The 13,805-nt window shown below is 69.5% G+C and carries 18 protein-coding genes; 9 read left to right on the forward strand and 9 right to left on the reverse strand.

Annotation, left to right across the window (positions count from 1 at the left end; all coding sequences use genetic code 11):
• Positions 1 to 2: 2 nt before the first annotated feature.
• From LCL61_RS26150 to LCL61_RS26160, 3 genes are read left to right on the forward strand one after another with little or no spacing between them, the layout of a single operon-like run.
• Entirely contained in the window at positions 3 to 977 is a 975-nt protein-coding gene (locus tag LCL61_RS26150) for a hypothetical protein (RefSeq protein ID WP_340682163.1), read from the forward strand.
• A complete protein-coding gene (locus LCL61_RS26155; protein ID WP_340682164.1) occupies positions 974 to 2,167 on the forward strand; it encodes an adenylosuccinate synthetase in 1,194 nt (397 codons plus the stop codon). The genes LCL61_RS26150 and LCL61_RS26155 overlap by 4 nt, the downstream gene beginning before the upstream one ends.
• Positions 2,164 to 2,796, forward strand: a complete 633-nt coding sequence (locus LCL61_RS26160; protein WP_340682165.1) for an NUDIX domain-containing protein — start codon at positions 2,164 to 2,166, stop codon at positions 2,794 to 2,796. The genes LCL61_RS26155 and LCL61_RS26160 overlap by 4 nt, the downstream gene beginning before the upstream one ends.
• Before the next feature lie 5 nt (positions 2,797 to 2,801).
• On the opposite strand, the gene LCL61_RS26165 is transcribed toward LCL61_RS26160, so the two are convergent.
• From LCL61_RS26165 to LCL61_RS26175, 3 genes are all read right to left on the reverse strand, one after another.
• Positions 2,802 to 3,560, reverse strand: coding sequence for a D-Ala-D-Ala carboxypeptidase family metallohydrolase (locus LCL61_RS26165; protein WP_340682166.1), 759 nt, complete (start codon positions 3,558 to 3,560; stop codon positions 2,802 to 2,804).
• A 263-nt stretch (positions 3,561 to 3,823) separates the two neighbouring features.
• The gene (locus tag LCL61_RS26170) at positions 3,824 to 5,527 is read right to left on the reverse strand and encodes an AMP-binding protein (RefSeq protein WP_340682167.1); all 1,704 of its coding nucleotides are present in this window, start codon (positions 5,525 to 5,527) and stop codon (positions 3,824 to 3,826) included.
• 40 nt (positions 5,528 to 5,567) lie between these two features.
• On the reverse strand, positions 5,568 to 6,410 hold the full coding sequence (locus LCL61_RS26175; RefSeq protein WP_125690501.1) for a crotonase/enoyl-CoA hydratase family protein: 843 nt from the start codon (positions 6,408 to 6,410) through the stop codon (positions 5,568 to 5,570).
• Between the two features lie 127 nt (positions 6,411 to 6,537).
• Between LCL61_RS26175 and LCL61_RS26180 the strand changes: the two genes are divergently transcribed.
• Entirely contained in the window at positions 6,538 to 7,425 is an 888-nt protein-coding gene (locus LCL61_RS26180) for an alpha/beta hydrolase (RefSeq protein WP_340688683.1), read from the forward strand.
• A complete protein-coding gene (locus tag LCL61_RS26185; protein ID WP_340682168.1) occupies positions 7,415 to 7,975 on the forward strand; it encodes a GNAT family N-acetyltransferase in 561 nt (186 codons plus the stop codon). The genes LCL61_RS26180 and LCL61_RS26185 overlap by 11 nt, the downstream gene beginning before the upstream one ends.
• Here LCL61_RS26185 and cobA read toward each other — a convergent pair.
• From cobA to rpmB, 6 genes are all read right to left on the reverse strand, one after another.
• Entirely contained in the window at positions 7,963 to 9,180 is a 1,218-nt protein-coding gene (gene cobA, locus LCL61_RS26190) for a uroporphyrinogen-III C-methyltransferase (protein ID WP_340682169.1), read from the reverse strand. The genes LCL61_RS26185 and cobA overlap by 13 nt on opposite strands.
• Before the next feature lie 54 nt (positions 9,181 to 9,234).
• A complete protein-coding gene (locus LCL61_RS26195; protein ID WP_340682170.1) occupies positions 9,235 to 9,642 on the reverse strand; it encodes an ankyrin repeat domain-containing protein in 408 nt (135 codons plus the stop codon).
• A 64-nt stretch (positions 9,643 to 9,706) separates the two neighbouring features.
• Positions 9,707 to 9,955 (reverse strand): 30S ribosomal protein S18, encoded by a 249-nt coding sequence (gene rpsR, locus LCL61_RS26200; protein WP_240598783.1) that lies wholly within the window; start codon positions 9,953 to 9,955, stop codon positions 9,707 to 9,709.
• Complete coding sequence (rpsN, locus tag LCL61_RS26205; protein WP_016334058.1) at positions 9,952 to 10,257, reverse strand: 30S ribosomal protein S14; 306 nt, start codon at positions 10,255 to 10,257, stop codon at positions 9,952 to 9,954. The genes rpsR and rpsN overlap by 4 nt, the downstream gene beginning before the upstream one ends.
• Positions 10,257 to 10,424 carry a 50S ribosomal protein L33 gene (gene rpmG / locus LCL61_RS26210; protein WP_016334057.1) on the reverse strand — a complete coding sequence of 56 codons (168 nt, stop codon included), beginning with the start codon at positions 10,422 to 10,424 and terminating at the stop codon, positions 10,257 to 10,259. The genes rpsN and rpmG overlap by 1 nt, the downstream gene beginning before the upstream one ends.
• Positions 10,424 to 10,660 (reverse strand): 50S ribosomal protein L28, encoded by a 237-nt coding sequence (gene rpmB, locus LCL61_RS26215; protein ID WP_005149951.1) that lies wholly within the window; start codon positions 10,658 to 10,660, stop codon positions 10,424 to 10,426. The genes rpmG and rpmB overlap by 1 nt, the downstream gene beginning before the upstream one ends.
• Positions 10,661 to 10,744: 84 nt before the next feature.
• Here rpmB and mrf point away from each other — a divergent pair, with 84 nt between their 5' ends.
• From mrf to LCL61_RS26235, 4 genes are read left to right on the forward strand one after another with little or no spacing between them, the layout of a single operon-like run.
• Positions 10,745 to 11,998 (forward strand): ribosome hibernation factor-recruiting GTPase MRF, encoded by a 1,254-nt coding sequence (gene mrf / locus LCL61_RS26220; protein ID WP_340682171.1) that lies wholly within the window; start codon positions 10,745 to 10,747, stop codon positions 11,996 to 11,998.
• The gene (locus LCL61_RS26225; RefSeq protein WP_007032638.1) at positions 11,995 to 12,252 is read left to right on the forward strand and encodes a type B 50S ribosomal protein L31; all 258 of its coding nucleotides are present in this window, start codon (positions 11,995 to 11,997) and stop codon (positions 12,250 to 12,252) included. Before mrf ends, LCL61_RS26225 begins: the two co-directional genes overlap by 4 nt.
• Entirely contained in the window at positions 12,252 to 12,410 is a 159-nt protein-coding gene (rpmF, locus tag LCL61_RS26230) for a 50S ribosomal protein L32 (RefSeq protein WP_016334054.1), read from the forward strand. Before LCL61_RS26225 ends, rpmF begins: the two co-directional genes overlap by 1 nt.
• Positions 12,407 to 13,504 (forward strand): GTP-binding protein, encoded by a 1,098-nt coding sequence (locus LCL61_RS26235; RefSeq protein ID WP_340682172.1) that lies wholly within the window; start codon positions 12,407 to 12,409, stop codon positions 13,502 to 13,504. The genes rpmF and LCL61_RS26235 overlap by 4 nt, the downstream gene beginning before the upstream one ends.
• The last annotated feature ends 301 nt before the right edge of the window (positions 13,505 to 13,805 follow it).

The following is a 13,805-nucleotide window of genomic DNA, read 5'->3' on the forward strand; positions in this document are numbered from 1 at the left end:
CCATGGGACACGGACACTGGGACGACAACGCCTACGCCGCCGCGAAGACTTTCCGGCGGGCCAAGGGCGAGGACGACTTCGGCTACACCGCCGATCTGCGCTCCAAGCCCGCGAAAGACTGGAAGGTCGCGCCCGCGCTCGACCCGCTGAACGCCGTCCGGGAATGCCGTGATTCGGCCGACCACACCGATTCGACGCCGATCGCGGTGCTGTTCGACGTCACCGGTTCGATGCGCCGGGTGCCGCGGGTCATGCAGGGCAAGCTCGGCAAACTGCACGGCCTGCTGAAGCGCCGGGGCTACCTGGCCGACCCGCAGGTGATGTTCGGCGCGATCGGCGACGCCGACAGCGACCGGGTTCCGCTGCAGGTCGGGCAGTTCGAATCGGACAACCGGATGGACGAGCAGCTGCGCACGATCTTCCTCGAAGGCGGTGGCGGCGGGCAGAAGAGCGAGTCCTACGAACTGGCCGCCTACTTCATGGCCCGGCACGTCGTGACCGACGCGTGGCAGAACCGCGGCCGCAAGGGCTATCTGTTCATCATCGGCGACGAGCTGAACAAGCCCGCGCTGGAGGCGCGCCACATCCGCCGGGTGATCGGGGACGAGGTGCGGGAGGACATCGACCCGGCCTCGGTGTACCGGGAGCTGGCCCGCAAGTGGCACGTCTTCTTCGTGCTGCCGAACCAGTCGTCGTACTACAACGACCCGGAGATCGGCGAACACTGGAGCGGCCTGCTCGGCCAGAACTTCCTGAAGCTCGACGATCCCGGCGCGGTGTGCGAACTGATCGCGGCCACCATCGGGCTGGAAGAGCGGGTCGTCGACGTCGACCGTGCGCTCGCCGATCTCGCGGACGTCGGCTCGGCCGCCGAAAGCAAGGCGGTCGGCAAGGCGCTGGCGAAGCTGGGCACCAAGACGGTCGTCACGTCGGCGGTGCCCGAGGCCGAGGGGCCGAGCGACGTGGTGCTGCGATGAGTCTCCTGGACGGTCACGTGGTGGTGGTCGGGCTCGGCTTCGGCGACGAAGGCAAGGGCGCGGTTGTCGACGCGCTCTGCGCCGGCCTGCCCACCACCGCCGTGGTCCGCTTCAACGGGGGCGCGCAGGCCGCGCACAACGTCGTCGTGGACGGGCGGCACCACACCTTCAGCCAGTTCGGGGCGGGCACGTTCGCCGGCGTGCCCACCCATCTGTCGCGGTTCGTGCTCGTCGAGCCGTTCGCGCTGGCCGCGGAAGCGCGGCGGCTGGAAGCGGCGGGTGTCCGGAATCCGCTCTCGCTGCTGAGCATCGACGGCCGGGCTCTGCTCACCACGCCGTTCCACATCCACGCCAACCGGGCCAGGGAGGAGGCCCGGGGCGTGAACCGGCACGGCTCGTGCGGCAAGGGCATCGGCGAGACCGTCTGGTACTCGCTGTTGCCCGGGGCCGCGCCGGGGGACGTCGTGGAGAGCCAGGAGGTGATCGGGACGCCGGGGGAAGCGCCCACGGTCGCCGACTGCGCCCGGCCGTCGGTGTTGCGGCGCAAACTGGACGCGCTCGCGCGGTTCTACGCGCCGCTCGCCACGCCGCCGCACAGCGTCGACGAACTGGTGGCGCTGTACCGCGATTTCGCGGGCGCGGTGCGGATCACCGACGGGGACGAAACGGGGCGGCTGGCGGATTCCGGGCGGCTGGTGTTCGAGGGAGCGCAGGGGGCTCTCCTCGACCAGTACCACGGGTTCCATCCGCACACGACCTGGTCGACGACCACGCCGCACAACGCCCGCGCCCTGTTGGGCGGACGTCCGCACACCGTCATGGGGGTGACGCGGACGTACCTCACCCGGCACGGCGCGGGGCCGCTGCCGACCGAATCCGCCGCCGTACTCGCCCGCTTTCCCGAGGCGCACAACGAAACCGGCGAGTTCCAGGGCGCGTGGCGGGCGGGCCATCTCGACGCGGCCCTGCTGGATTACGCGATCGCGGCCTGCGACGGCGTGGACGCGCTCGCGGTGACCCACCTCGACGCGACCGGGCTGAAGGTCGTGCCCCGTGACGGCTCGGCCGCCGTCGACCTGCCGGATCCGCTGGCGTGGTTCGGCGCGCGGCTGCCGGTGGCCGTCATGGGGTACGGCCCGGACAGGGCCGGTTACCGGGTCGCGGAGGCAAGGTCGACAATCAACGCGTGATCGATTCGACGCCGGTGTCCGTTGACGTGCTCGTGGTGCGGTTCGCCCCCGGCACCCGGAACGTGCTGCTGGGAATCGCGCCGCGGGCGGCCGAGCCTTTCGAGGGCGAACTCGCGCTGCCCGGCGTACTGCTCGGGCTCGGGGAACGGCTGAGGGAGGCGGCGCACCGGGCGGTGGTCGGCAAACTCGGCCTGCCGTCCGACGCGCTTTCGGCGACGGGACAGCTCGCCACCTTCGACGAGCCGAACCGTGATCCCCGCGGTCCCACCCTCTCCATCGCCTTGTGGGCCACGGTGAATCCCGCCCTCGACGATCCGGGGAACGTGGTGTGGGTTCCGCTGGACGAGGTCCCGCCGCTGGCGTTCGACCACGACCGGATCGTAGCGGACTGCCGCCCGATGCTGGCCGAACGGCTGTGGCGGGATGTCGCCTTCACCGCCGGGCTGCTGGGGCCGATCTTCACCACGGCACAGGCGCTGGACGCCACCGAAGCGCTGACCGGGGACCGCCCCTATCCGGCCAACCTCGGCCGGACGATGGAGCGGGTCCCCGGTTTGCGGCGTACCACCGAACACGCGGCCGCCCTCCCCAAGGGAGGACGGCCGCCGTCACTGTGGCGCTGGGAGTGACGAGGTCAGATCCCGCAGGACGAGGCCGACCAGAACCGCGTCGACCGGTGTGCCACGTGCGTGTGATCGTTGTGGCCGGGGTAGCCCGGCCCGAGGATCTCCGCGAACCCGTGGTTTCGGGCCTGCTTCGCCAGTCCGCAGAAGCCCTGTGAGCCGGCACCGAGATCGACGGCGTCACCGTAGAGATGACGGCTATTGGTCGCGCCACCGACCGCGTTGTTGCAGGCGACGCTGCGGAAGCCGCCGTTGACGTCGATCGGCCGGTCGCCCATGGCGTGCCGCATCGCCTGCAGCTTCCACATCGAGACCAGCGCGTTGGCCTTCGCCGTCGCCGCTGAGACGTTGCCGCCCGACCAGTCGGAGTTGCACCGGTTCAGTTCGGCGTAGGTGAAGTTGACCGGCGTGCAGTCGTCGTCCTGCAACGCGTAGAGCTTCGTGAACGTGGCCGACCCGGCGATGCCGTCCGCGGCCAGCCCGTACGCCTGCTGGAAGCGAGTGACCGCGGCCTTGGTGCCCGCGCCGAACTGGCCGTCGATGGCGAGCACGCCCCCGTAACCGGGGTAACCGGCGACCCGGATCTGCAGTTGCCGGACGTCCTCACCGGACGCGCCCTGGGACAGCGTGCGCCCCCAGGAGTAACAGGCGTCGGCGACGGACACTTCGCCCGCCGTCACCGGGCCCGGATCGGCGGCGGCCGGAGTGGCCACCGCGGTACCGAGCCCGGCCACCAGGGCGAGCATCGGCAGGAGGAAACGAATGCGCATGACAGGAACACCTTTCAAGCAGGGAAGGTGAGACCCGTGACCCCCACGGGTTGTCAACGATTCACTGCCGAGGATGCTAACGCGGTTCCGGTTACCGCGCTGTGGGTCGTTCGACCCACACGGCCTGTCGTGCCTGCCGAGTGACCGATGCGAGGTGAGGCGGCCCTAGCGTCGCCAGGGACCACATCGGAGGTCCGTGAAGGCCTCCTTCCCTACCTTCAGAGTAGGCAAGGAGGCCTTCACGGACATCAAGCAGCGGGCCGTCAGCCCTTCAGCTGCGGGAAGTCCTCCTCGCGGAACTCCCCCGCCGGCCGTCCGTCGGCCTCGTTCTCCCGCCCGCGCAGCTCGACGCGCCGGATCTTGCCGGAGATCGTCTTCGGCAGTTCGGTGAACTCCAGCCGCCGGATTCGCTTGTACGGCGCCAGATGTTCCCGGCAGAAGGCCAGGATGGACACCGCGGTGTCGGCGGTCGGTTCGTGCCCGTTCGTCAGGACGACGTACGCCTTCGGCACCGCGAGACGGATCGGATCGGGCGCGGGGACGACGGCGGCTTCGGCGACCGCTTCGTGTTCCAGCAGGACACTTTCCAGTTCGAACGGCGAGATCCGGTAGTCCGACGCCTTGAAGACGTCGTCCGTCCGGCCCACGTAGGTGATGTAGCCGCGTTCGTCGATCGAACCGACGTCACCGGTGTGGTAGAAGCCGTTCGCGAAGGCCGCGGCGGAACGTTCCTCGTCGTCCGCGTATCCGGCCATCAGCCCGACCGGCGGCTTCTCGAGGTCGAGGCAGATCTCACCCTCCTGCGCCCGTTCGCCGGTGACGGGGTCCACGAGCGCCACGGTGAAGCCCGGCAGCGGGCGGCCCATCGACCCCGGCACGACGTCCTGCCCGGGCGTGTTGGCGATCTGGACACTGCTCTCCGTCTGCCCGAAACCGTCGCGAATCGTGACCCCCCAAGCCTTTTCGACCTGGTCGATCACTTCGGGGTTGAGCGGCTCACCCGCGCCGACCACCTTGCGCGGCGGCGTCTTCAGCACGGTCAGATCCGCTTGGATGAGCATCCGCCACACCGTCGGCGGAGCGCAGAAACTGGTGATGCCGCACCGATCCATCTGCGCCATCAAGGAGACCGCGTCGAACCGCGCGTAGTTGTAGAGGAACACCGTCGCCTCGGCGTTCCACGGAGCGAAAACGTTGCTCCACGCGTGTTTCGCCCAACCGGGCGACGAGATGTTGAGGTGGACATCGCCCGGTTCGAGACCGATCCAGTACATTGTGGACAGATGACCGACCGGGTACGAGACCTGCGTGTGCTGCACCAGTTTCGGCTTCGCGGTGGTCCCTGACGTGAAGTACAGCAGGAGCGGGTCTTCCGCCGCCGTCGGGCCGTCGGGCGTGAAGGTGCCCGCTTCCTCGTAGGCGTCCACGAAGGATCGCCAGCCCTCGACCGGTTCACCGACGGCGATGCGGGTGTAGCCGCCCTCGACGTTCTCGAACTTGTGCGCGTCGACGGACCGGATCACCACGTGTTTCGCCGCGCCCCGCTCGACCCGGTCGGTGAGGTCCGCCGGGCCGAGCAGGGTCGAGGCCGGGATGATGACGGCGCCCAGTTTGATCGCGGCGAGGATCGTCTGCCACAGCTCGCCCTGGTTGCCGAGCATCAGGATCAGCCGGTCGCCCCTGGCCACGCCGAGTGAGCGCAGCCAGTTCGCGACCTGGTTGGACCGCCGCGCCATCTCCGGATAGGTCCAGCGGTTCTCGATGCCGTCCTCTTCGACGATCCACAGCGCGTACCGGTCCTGGTTGGCCGGGTCGGCCGCGACGACGTCGAACCAGTCCAGCGCCCAGTTGAACTCGGCGGGCCGGGGCCAGGTGAAGTCCCGATAAGCGGTTTCGTAGTCCTCGCGATGGGCCTGCAGATAGTCCCGTGCGTCGCGGAACGTGCGGTATGCCTCCGAAGCGCTCACGATCGTCCTCCTGGTCCGCTGGTTGGGCCGCCGGTTCTTTCTACTCCCCCTTGAACTCGGGCGCGCGGCGCTCGAGGAAGGCCTGCACGGCCTCGCCCAGGTCCTTGCTGGGCAGGAAGGCCGCGTTCCAGGCCGAGACGTAGCGCAGGCCGTCCGCGACCTGACGTTCGGTGTTGGCCGAGAGGACGTTCTTGGTGCCCTGCACGACCAGCGGCGGGTTCGTCGCGATCTCCGCCGCCAGCTTGCGGGCCTCGGCCAGCAGGGTGTCCTGGTCCGCGTAGACGTCGTTGACCAGGCCGATCTTCTCCGCGCGGGCGGCGTCGATGTCCTTGCCGGTCAGGGCCAGTTCGCGCAGGTGTCCCTCGCCGATGATCGGCGCGAGCCGCTGGAGGCTGCCGAGGTCGGCCACGATCGCGACCTTGACCTCGCGCACGCTGAACTTCGCGTCGGCGCTCGCCAGGCGGATGTCCGCGGCCGCGATCACGTCGACGCCACCGCCGATGCACCAGCCGGAAATGGCCGCGATGACCGGTTTACGGCATTCCGCGACCGAGGACACGCTCGCCTGGAGGGCCCGGACCTCGTCGAGGAACCTGGTCCGCGGGCCCGCGAGCGCGTCGCCGCCGAGCATTTCGCCCCAGCTGGGCATCATCGCGGGCAGGTCGAGCCCGTAGGAGAAGTGCTTGCCGCTCCCGGTCAGCACGACCGCCCTGACCTGGGGGTCCGCGTCGAGCGCGCGGAAGACGATCGGCAGCTCACGCCAGAAATCGGGGCCCATCGCGTTGCCCTTGGACGGACCGAGCAGCGTCACTTCGGCGACGTGCCCGTCGATCTCCACCTTGAGCGAAACGAGATCGGGAAGACTGTCAGCTGTAGCGGTCATGGGGTCATCTTGACTCATGTGATTGACAGGCTGCCAACGGCCACTGTGCCCGGCCGCGCCTGAGATGCTTTCCTGGTACCAGCGAGTACTACCGGTGAGTACCACGATCGACGAAGGACGGTGGGATATGAGCCCGGCCAGCAGCGCCACCGCGGTCGCCGACCTGCCCGCGCCGGCACCCGGACGGCGACGGGAACGATCCTCCCGGCCGATCGAACTGTCGGGATCCTTCACCCATGAGGGTCACCGGCTCGCCTACACCGAGTTCGGCTCCGGCGACCGGGTGGTCGTCCTCACCCACGGCATCATGCTGACGAGGCGGATGCACGCCCCGCTCGCCCGCAGGCTCGCCCGGGCCGGTTTCCGGGCGGTGACCCTCGACCTGCTCGGGCACGGCGATTCGGACCGGCCCACCGACTCCTGGCTGTACTCGATGCCCGCGTTCGCCGAGCAGACCGTCGCGCTACTCGACCACCTGGAGATCGACGCCGCCGTCATCGGCGGGACGTCGCTGGGCGCCAACGTCGCGCTCGAGGTGGGCGTCGCCGCGCCGGAACGCGCGCTCGGCCTGGTCGTCGAGATGCCCGTGCTGGACAACGCGATCGTCGCCGGGCTGATCACGTTCGCACCCCTGCTCATGGCCGCCCGGTTCCTGCCGGTGACCGTGCAGGGTGTGGCGCTGGCGGCGAAACTCGTACCGCACGGCAACCAGTGGGTCGACGTCGTCACCGACACGCTGTCCCAGGAGCCCGCGCCGATGGCCGCGCTTCTGCACGGCGTGCTCTTCGGCCGGATCGCGCCGCCCAAGTCAATCCGGCGGAAGATCGAGACCCCGGCGCTGGTCATCGGGCACGAGCGCGATCCGATCCACCCCTTCGGCGACGCGGACACGCTGGCCGCGGACATGCCGGGGGCCGAGTTCGTCCAGGCCCGCAGCCCGGTCGAACTCCGCTTCGACCCCACCCGCCTGACCGACACCATCGCCGACTTCTCCGCGCGCTGTCATGACCGTTGAGCCTGCCCCGACCCGGGGCGCGGGCGCGGAAGAACTGCGGACCGGGCGGCTGCTCTTACGCCGCCCGGATCCCGGAGACCTCGACGCGATCTTCGCCCTTCACACCGATCCGGAGGCCTGCACGCACAACCCTTCGGATCTGCTGGGCACGCGCAAGGAGGCGGAGCTTCTGCTGCTCCGCTGGTCGCACCAGTGGAACAGGTACGGCTTCGGATACTGGACGATCCGTCGCCACGACTCGGCGGAGCCGCTGGGGTTCTGCGGGCTGAAGATCGTCGGCTTCCGGCGCCGCCCGGTGCTGAACCTCTTCTACCGCTTCTTCCCCTCGTCCTGGGGTTCCGGCTACGCCAGTGAGGCCGCCGCAGCGGCGGTGGGCTGGGCCCGCGCCCACCGGCCGGACGACCTCGTGATCGCCCGCGTCCGGCCGGAGAACGTCGCGTCGCAGCGGGTGGCTTTGCGGGCCGGACTGGTCCGCGCGGAGCACCTCGACACCGCCGGCGACGACGGCACCGACTGGTTCTTCGTCTCGGACCCCGGCTACGAAGGCTGAGCCAGCCCCGCCACCGGGCCGAAGACGATCACCGCGGGCGGCCGCACCCCGGCCGTCGCCGCGTCCTCGACCACCTTGTCCAAAGTGGAGCGGAGCACCCGCTGCGTACGCATGGTGCCGTCCTCGATGATCGCCACCGGCGTGTCACCCGGCCGCCCCGCCTGGAGCGCCTTGGCGAACAGCGGCAAGCGCTCGACGCCCATCATCAGCACGATCGTGCCGCGCATCTTCGCCAGCTGATCCCAGTCCACCAGTGACTTCTCGTCGTCCGGCGCGACGTGACCGGACACCACGACGACCTCGTGCGCCACACCCCGGTGGGTCACCGGGACGTCCGCCGCGGCGGGGACGGAGAACGCGCTCGTGATGCCGGGGACCATCGTCACCGGGATGCCCGCTTCGGCGCAGGCGAGGACTTCTTCGAAGCCACGGCCGAACAGGTACGGGTCGCCGCCCTTGAGCCGCACGACGAACTTCCCGGCCTTGGCCCGGTCGATCAGGGTGGAGTTGATCACGTCCTGGCTGGCGGCGCGGCCGTACGGGATCTTCGCGGCGTCGACGATCTCGACATGGGGCGCGAGTTCGTCGAGCAGTTCGCGCGGGGCCAGCCGGTCGGCGACGACGACGTCGGCCCTGGCGAGGAGACGGCGGCCGCGGACGGTGATCAGTTCCGGGTCTCCGGGGCCACCGCCCACGAGAGCGACGCCGGGAAGGTCGTCGTGGGCGTCCGGCACCCGGCCGTCGGCGACGGTGCCTGCTCGAAGGCCGTCGAGGACACTGTCCCGGACGGTGGCCGACCGCAGCGGCTCACCGCCGGAGAGCACGCCGACCAGGAGCCCGCCATGCCTGCCGGAGGCCGGGGTGACCGCGCTGCCGCGATCGCCGTCGTCGGCGCGGACACAGAACACCCGCGCGCGTTCGGCCTCGGCGCAGACGGCGGCGTTGACCTCGGGGTCGTTCGTGCACGCCAGCGCGTACCAGGCGTCGGTGAGGTCGCCCTCGGCGTAGCGGCGCTCGTGCCAGGCGATCTCGCCTGCGTCGGCCATGGCACTCACCGACGGCGTGGTGTGCGGCGAGACCAGTTCGACCCGCGCGCCGGCGCTGATCAGCCGCGGCAGGCGGCGCTGGGCGACCGTCCCGCCACCGATCATCACGACACGACGGCCGGCCAGGTCGAGGCCGGAGAGGTAATGCGGGTCATCCATGCGGGGCAGTGTAAGGATTCAGAGCCCCGGACCGCGATCCGAGTGAGAACCGCCTCAGCTCTCCAGCAGGGCCAGCAGCTCAGTGTTGCCGAACATCCTGGCCGCGTCGATCGCCGACGGCTCCCCCGCCATCGCGTCCGCGCCGCCCTTCAGGAGCGCCTTCACGACCTCGGGCTCGTTCTTGAACACCGCGCCTGCCAGCGGGCTCTGCCCACGGTCGTTCTCGCGGTTCGGATCGGCGCCGCGTTCGATCAGTGCCGCGACGGTCTCGGCGTGACCGTGGTAGGCGGCGAGCATGACCAGCGTGTCGCCCCGGTCGTTGGTCAGGTTCGCCGGGATACCGGCGTCGACGTACGCGACGATTTCGGCCGTCGCGCCCGCACGGGCGAAGCCGAACACCTTGGCCCACAGCTCCAGCAGTTCGGGATCGAATTCCTCGGCCTGTCCGGGGTTCTCCGTCATGGGGCCGATTCTTCCACAGGAACCGCGGCCCGGGCGGCGTCTCGCACCGCCCGGACCGGCGGTGTCAGCGCCCCGCGTTGGGGTAGGGCAGCAACGCCATCTCGCGGGCGTTCTTGATCGCCGTGGCGACCTGTTTCTGCTGCTGGGGCGTCAGCCCGGTGACCCGGCGGGCGCGGATCTTGCCGCGGTCGGAGATGAACTTCCGCAGCAGATCGACGTCCTTCCAGTCGACCTCAGTGATCTTGTTGGCGTGCAAAAGGTTCGTCTTGCGCTTGTACGGACGGTCGCGGTTCGGCTTGCCCATCGCGCTCACCAGCTCGACTTCGTGACGCCGGGCAGTTCGCCGTTGTGCGCCATCTGCCGCATCCGGACCCGCGAGAGCCCGAACTTCCGCAGGTAGCCGCGAGGACGGCCGTCCGCGGCGTCGCGATTGCGGATCCGGGTCGCGCTGGCGTCCCGCGGCATCGCCTGCAGGGCCGACACGGCGGCCGCCTTCTCCTCCGGCGACGCGGAGGGCGAGGCGATGGTGGCCTTCAGCTCGCGACGCCGTTCGACGTAGCGGGCGGCGACGACCTTGCGCTGCTCGTTCTTGGCGATCTTCGACTTCTTGGCCATCAGCGCTCCTCCTTGAACTCGACGTGCTTGCGCGCGATCGGGTCGTACTTGCGCAGCACCATGCGGTCCGGGTCGTTCCGGCGGTTCTTCTTGGTGACGTAGGTGTAACCGGTGCCGGCGGTCGAGCGGAGCTTGATGATCGGCCGGATGTCGGTGCTCTTGGCCATCAGAGCTTCACCCCTTTCGCGCGGAGCTCGGCCACGACGGCTTCGATGCCCCGCTTGTCGATGGTCTTCATGCCCTTCACCGAGACCCGCAGCCGGACCCAGCGCCCTTCGCTCGGCACGAAGTACCGCTTGGCCTGCAGGTTCGGCTCCCAGCGCCGGGACGTGCGCCGATGCGAATGCGACACCTGCTTCCCGTAGCCCGGTTTGCGGCCGGTGACCTGGCACACGGCGGACATATACCCTCCCAAGTTGATATCGGTTGTCGTTTTCATTTACTCTACACAGCCGAACCAGAACGCCCTCGACGCCCCGGAGCTTCAGTGACCGACAACCCCCGCGTGCCCCTCGTCCTGATCAGTGGCCTCGCACCGGGACCGAACGCCGACCTCGCCGAGCGGCTGCGCCTCGCCGAACCCGGCACCGCCGTCGTGCATCACGACCTGCGGCAGATTCACTCCGGAGTGGTCCGACGGCGGATCCGGCTCGGCGACCGCGACCAGCTGACGGTTCTCGAACTGGCGCACGGCTGCGTCTCCTGCACCTTGCGCGAAGACCTGTTGCCGTTGCTGCGCAAGCTCTCCCAGATGCCGCAGGTGCGGCGGATCGTGGTGCGGCTCGACGAGGCCATGGAGCCCGAGCCGGTCAGCTGGGCGCTGCACAACGTCCTCGTCGGCGAACGGCCGGTCATCGAGGACGTCGACCTGCGGGCCGTGCTGACCGTCGTCGACTGCGCGGGCTGGCTGGCCGACAGCACCGGCGACGACACGCTGGCCGAACGGAGCCTGCGGGCCAGCCCCGAGGACGAACGCACCGTCGCTCAGGTCGCGCTGTCCCAGGTCGAGTTCGCCGACCTGCTCGTCCTCGCCGGCGCGGCGGCCGACGCGTGGTCCGCGGCGAAGGCTTCGGCCGTGCTCGACCGCGTCGCGCCGTCGATCCCGCGCGTCGACCTGTCCTCTGTGGACGGGAAGACCGTGCTAGACGCCGTCCCGTCCGACGCCCGGCGCGGCGAGGTCACCGACATGCACGGACCGCTGCTGCGCGGCCAGCCGCCGTTGCACACCGACTGTGGCATCGGGCTCCTCACCTTCACGTCGCAGCGCCCGTTCCACCCGGAACGCCTCCACGACGCGATCGACGTCCTGCTCGACGGCGTCGTCCGCACCCGGGGACGGCTCTGGGTGGCGAGCCAGCCCGACATGGCGCTGTGGATCGAGTCCGCGGGCGGCGGTCTCGGCGTCGGGCACGCCGGACCGTGGCTCGCCGCCCCGGACGGTCCGGACTGGGCCGCTGTCTCCCCCGAGCGCCGCACCCTCGCCTCCCTGCGCTGGGACCCGCTGTTCGGCGACCGCGCGCAGGAACTGGTCGTCGTCACCGATCAGGCCACCCCGGACGAGATCGAAGCCGCCCTGAACGGGGCGTTGCTGACCGAGGAGGAACTCGCCGCAGGTGAGCAGGAATGGCTCCGTTACCCGGATCCGTTCGGCGAGTGGCACGAAGAACCGTGCGAGGACACGGAAACCGACCCCGAGAAGCACGACGTGAACACGTCGAACCGAAAGGACGAAACGCAGTGAAACCGGGAATCCACCCCGACTACCACCCCGTGGTGTTCAAGGATCTCTCCACCGGGGACGCCTTCCTGACGCGCTCCACCGCCACCTCGGACCAGACCATCGAGTGGAGCGACGGCAACACTTATCCGGTGGTGAACGTCGAGATCAGCTCGTGGTCGCACCCGTTCTGGACCGGAAACCAGCGGATCATGGACAGCGCCGGCCAGGTCGAGAAGTTCCACCGCCGCTACGGACGACGCGGAGGATCGAAGTAATGGCCGTCCCGAAGCGGAAGATGTCGCGCAGCAACACCCGGTCCCGGCGTTCGCAGTGGAAGGCGGCCGTGCCGGATCTGGTGCCGATCAAGGTGAACGGTGAGACGAAACTCGTGCCCCGCAAGCTGATGAAGCATTTTCACGAGGGTGGGAAGTGACGACGCCGGTCACGGTGCTGTCCGGTTTCCTCGGTGCGGGCAAGACGACCGTGCTCAACCACGTGCTCGCCAACCGCGACGGGCTGCGGGTGGCGGTGATCGTGAACGACATGAGCGAGGTCAACATCGACGCCGCGCTGGTGCGGGACGGGAACAGCCTGTCCCGCACTGAGGAACGGCTCGTCGAGATGACCAACGGCTGTATCTGCTGCACCCTGCGCGACGACCTGCTGGAAGAGGTCTCGCGGCTGTGCGAGGAAGGCCGGTTCGACTACCTGCTCATCGAATCGAGCGGCATCTCCGAGCCGATGCCCGTGGCGGCGACGTTCTCCTTCGCCCGTGAGGACGGCGCCACGCTGCTGGACTCCGCGCGGCTCGACACGATGGTGACCGTGGTCGACGCGGTGAACTTCGAGCGCGAACTGACGGCCGGGGACGCGCTGACCGAACGCGGGCTGGACCAGTACGACGGGGACGAGCGGACGGTCAGCGACCTGCTGATGGACCAGATCGAGTTCGCGGACGTCCTCCTGCTGAACAAGGCGGACCTGGTCCCGGCCACCTCCCTCGAACGGCTGACGGCGGTGCTGCGTCGGCTCAACCCGGCCGCCGACGTCGTCGTCTCGACCCACGGCCGGGTGCCGCTCGGCCGGGTTCTCGGTACCGGACGTTACGACGTCGAGCGGGCGCAGGAGGCACCGGGCTGGGTGGCGGAACTCAACGGCGATCACGTTCCGGAGACGGAGGAGTACGGGATCTCGAGCGTGGTCTTCCGCGCCGAGGTCGCTTTCGATCCGGAGCGGCTGTGGGACTTCGTCGGGCGGCTCGATTCCGGGGAGTTCGGGACGGTCTTGCGGTCGAAGGGGTTCTTCTCGCTGGCGTCGCGGCCCGGGGTGACCGGGCTGTGGTCGCAGGCGGGTTCGGTCGCCCGATTCGAACCGCAGGGTGTCGAGGAGGTGCCTCGGCAGGAGCTCGTGTTCATCGGCGTGGGGCTGGAGGAGGACGCTCTGCTGGACTCGCTCCGGTCTTGCCTGGCCGCCGGTTCGGCGGGAGCGGATCCGTTCCCGGAGTGGGAAGCGGTACACGTCCACTGAGGCCGCGGGTCGGGTGTCGCAGCGTGGGCTCGGACCGATGACGGGGCGTGCCGTGCCCCGACTGTCCACATGGGACGATTCCGGGCCACCTGATGCCCGATTGATGCTCGTATGCGCTGTTCTGCCTAAGGTCGTGAGTGATAAAGAGGGTTCCAACGCAATGTCACGCAGCTAAGTTGATCTTGGACGAGGTTGACAGGTGGGGTGAAGGCTCCTTTCGCTGCGTCTGATGCGACAAGGGGCACCTTCAGCCCTGGTCGCAGGTCGGGTTGGTCGTGAGTGGCGTTTCGGGTTCCAACCC

Source organism: Amycolatopsis coloradensis, assembly GCF_037997115.1.
In the GTDB taxonomy this organism is placed as follows: domain Bacteria; phylum Actinomycetota; class Actinomycetes; order Mycobacteriales; family Pseudonocardiaceae; genus Amycolatopsis; species Amycolatopsis coloradensis_A.

What these genes read in the sequence shown, in the direction of transcription:
- LCL61_RS26150 (WP_340682163.1), top strand. Translation starts at nt 3, where the DNA reads ATGGGACACGGACACTGGGACGACAACGCCTACGCCGCCGCGAAGACT.
- LCL61_RS26155 (WP_340682164.1), top strand. Translation starts at nt 974, where the DNA reads ATGAGTCTCCTGGACGGTCACGTGGTGGTGGTCGGGCTCGGCTTCGGC.
- LCL61_RS26165 (WP_340682166.1), bottom strand. Translation starts at nt 3,560, where the DNA reads ATGCGCATTCGTTTCCTCCTGCCGATGCTCGCCCTGGTGGCCGGGCTC.
- LCL61_RS26175 (WP_125690501.1), bottom strand. Translation starts at nt 6,410, where the DNA reads ATGACCGCTACAGCTGACAGTCTTCCCGATCTCGTTTCGCTCAAGGTG.
- LCL61_RS26180 (WP_340688683.1), top strand. Translation starts at nt 6,538, where the DNA reads ATGAGCCCGGCCAGCAGCGCCACCGCGGTCGCCGACCTGCCCGCGCCG.
- LCL61_RS26185 (WP_340682168.1), top strand. Translation starts at nt 7,415, where the DNA reads ATGACCGTTGAGCCTGCCCCGACCCGGGGCGCGGGCGCGGAAGAACTG.
- cobA (WP_340682169.1), bottom strand. Translation starts at nt 9,180, where the DNA reads ATGGATGACCCGCATTACCTCTCCGGCCTCGACCTGGCCGGCCGTCGT.
- LCL61_RS26195 (WP_340682170.1), bottom strand. Translation starts at nt 9,642, where the DNA reads ATGACGGAGAACCCCGGACAGGCCGAGGAATTCGATCCCGAACTGCTG.
- rpsN (WP_016334058.1), bottom strand. Translation starts at nt 10,257, where the DNA reads ATGGCCAAGAAGTCGAAGATCGCCAAGAACGAGCAGCGCAAGGTCGTC.
- rpmG (WP_016334057.1), bottom strand. Translation starts at nt 10,424, where the DNA reads ATGGCCAAGAGCACCGACATCCGGCCGATCATCAAGCTCCGCTCGACC.
- rpmB (WP_005149951.1), bottom strand. Translation starts at nt 10,660, where the DNA reads ATGTCCGCCGTGTGCCAGGTCACCGGCCGCAAACCGGGCTACGGGAAG.
- rpmF (WP_016334054.1), top strand. Translation starts at nt 12,252, where the DNA reads ATGGCCGTCCCGAAGCGGAAGATGTCGCGCAGCAACACCCGGTCCCGG.